This is a genomic window from Paraburkholderia sp. SECH2, from assembly GCF_030464795.1.
In the GTDB taxonomy this organism is placed as follows: Bacteria; Pseudomonadota; Gammaproteobacteria; order Burkholderiales; family Burkholderiaceae; genus Paraburkholderia; species Paraburkholderia aspalathi.
Genome location: NZ_JALPRH010000065.1, coordinates 1 through 2,303, shown reverse-complemented (window position 1 = coordinate 2,303; position 2,303 = coordinate 1). Strand labels below are relative to the sequence as shown.

Annotated in this window: 2 protein-coding genes; both read right to left on the bottom strand. The window is 57.3% G+C overall.

Going from position 1 to position 2,303, the window contains the following annotated elements; genetic code table 11:
- Nucleotides 1-157: 157 nt before the first annotated feature.
- Nucleotides 158-295, bottom strand: coding sequence for a hypothetical protein (locus M0D66_RS37865; RefSeq protein ID WP_266212953.1), 138 nt, complete (start codon nucleotides 293-295; stop codon nucleotides 158-160).
- Nucleotides 296-1,605: 1,310 nt separating this feature from the next.
- The gene (locus M0D66_RS37860; RefSeq protein ID WP_266212952.1) at nucleotides 1,606-1,863 is read right to left on the bottom strand and encodes a hypothetical protein; all 258 of its coding nucleotides are present in this window, start codon (nucleotides 1,861-1,863) and stop codon (nucleotides 1,606-1,608) included.
- Between the last annotated feature and the right edge of the window lie 440 nt (nucleotides 1,864-2,303).

The following is a 2,303-nucleotide window of genomic DNA, read 5'->3' as shown; positions in this document are numbered from 1 at the left end:
ATGCATAGTTGCGTCCGCAACAAACCGGGTACCTACCCTGCTGAACAAAGCCGGTCAAGGTTACCCGTTCTGGGCACCTCCATGACCTGATAGAACTGACGGGCATCTCAGTCCGTTCAAAGTCCGTACAACATAGGCTCTGCCGCACCCCCTTCAATCAACATTCGTCGCCCCTGACACCTTTCACGGCAAGGATCTCACTGATCTTGCGCCGATGCTTTTGGCCGTCGACCATTTCCGTAACCTGCTCGATGTAGATAAGCAGGTCGATGGTCTTCGCGATGCTGCGCGGCACTGACGTGACACCGCTGCGCGGATCAGGTCGTCGACGCGTTCCAACGTCTCATACCCGCTGTTTGCTTGGATCGTGGCGGGTCTGCGGTGTTCCACCCTATCAACTTTGCGAGTTGATCCGCGAGACCCGGTCCAGTAGATTGTCGCCCTGATCGCGCTGTCATCCCATCCGTATGGACGCGATCTGTACTGCAATGCTACTGGGCCCGCCCGAAGAAATCGCCGCCCGCTTCAGTATGTGGTGCCACGCGAAGCCGGATCCGCAGCCGGTGCCGACATTGCGATCAACGATCAATAGCGGACAACATTTGCAGGAGCAGCCGACCGCAGTCTGCTGACGAGAGCAAATGGCCTAAGTCCTGGATACCCGCGAACCCTGCGGCAACGATTACCGAGGAGCAGAATTTTATGTCCTGTATTGGATTGACTGAAGAAGAGTGTGAATTGCTGCGTCAAGCAGCCACCGCCCGCGATGGCTCGCTGGATTCACTTGTGCAAAGGCTCAGATGCGAAAACGCGCGTGCGTTCCACTGCGGCGACTCGCTGCCCGAACGGGTGTTTTACGATGAACCGATGCAGGGATTACGGTGCGCAGGTTTTGCAAGAGGACGTGACCAGTCGCCTTTGGCAAGCTTTCTGGAGGGCTCACGCTGCCTTGTGCATCATCGATCGGAAAGCGCGCGCGTAACCCTTCAGTGAAAGGGCCACGTCCAGCGCTGCGTGACGCCCTTCACGGCCCTTAACGGCGACGTACCGTCTATCCTTGTCGCAGACCACCGGCAACAGGCTCGCGAGCTAATCAGGCTCTACATGGCAATTACCTTTCAGCCAGGTGCGTGGATATGTCGCGTAAAGACGCGCGCGTAATGAGCCGTCTCACCATCATGAATCCGAAGACGAAAACCGTGCGCAAGCTCCTGCGTACTGTCATCGCGAAAGGCCAAATGCGTCAAGGGCGTGCGCTCAGTGGCCCGGGCAGATGCAGCAAGCCGATAGAGAACTGCTGCAGTCCGCGTGCCGCACGGTCACGGTGCCGGCAACAAGGAAACGGACTGGGCGCAATCCGGAGAAACAATATTTCAGGGCGCCTTCTGAGGCATTGCGCCATAGTGTTACTTCGTCCCCGGCGAGAGATTAGCTCTCTCTTTCCATGTGAATGCCCGCTCTGCAGCGGGCTCTTTTTGGGGTTTTTAAGAACCGACGCATCCGGATTGCGCACACGACCATATGCCAATGCCTGATCAGGCTATCGGCAGTGGAAGGTGTCTTCATGCGCACCGGACGTGTTCGCGTCAGTGCAGGTTGAAGCGATCACTCGAGATCAAACAAAGCCCGGGCTGCAGGACGACTCAAGGCGTCATCCATCATCTCGCGGAATTCTGCTTCGTCCCATTCGCCGCGCTCGACGCGGCGCAGCACAGCTTCGCAGACCAGCATCACCTTGCGTTCGCGGCCCCCCCTGCTTTGCTTGCAGGCTTGCCGTCGCACCTTGTCGGCCGCCTTGCGGGTTTCCTTTAATTCCTTGAGTCGCTGGTCGTTCGCAGCCAGACGGTCTTTGAGCGTTGTCATAAGTCAGGATCGGTTTGATGGATAATGCGTAATGGGCCCGGAATTGCGCGTTGGCTGTATGCCTCTGTCTGGCGACGCCGCGCCTGGGCGCCGGCATGTGGCACCGCTCACAAATCGCCACCATGCCTCATGGTAGCCAAAAAGTGACCGGTAGAAGAGGCTCTGCCGCTCACGGCATCGTGTTTCACTATGCGGCGCGCAAACGCGCATCCGATCCCCTTATCCCTTTTCCGCAGTCCCTGACACGCAGCGAAACAATAAGATCAAAGACTTCCGTCCGGAGCGTCCCTATACTGCCAATTCTCAGGACGTGCATTTCCCCGGGTTCTGTCGCAATAAGACGAGATAGCCGAGAATAATACGATTACTGTGTACTGCTTATGCTTATGAGATGGGAGAATAGAACTGGTTAGCGGCAGAAGGCGGTGTTTTGTCTGCGC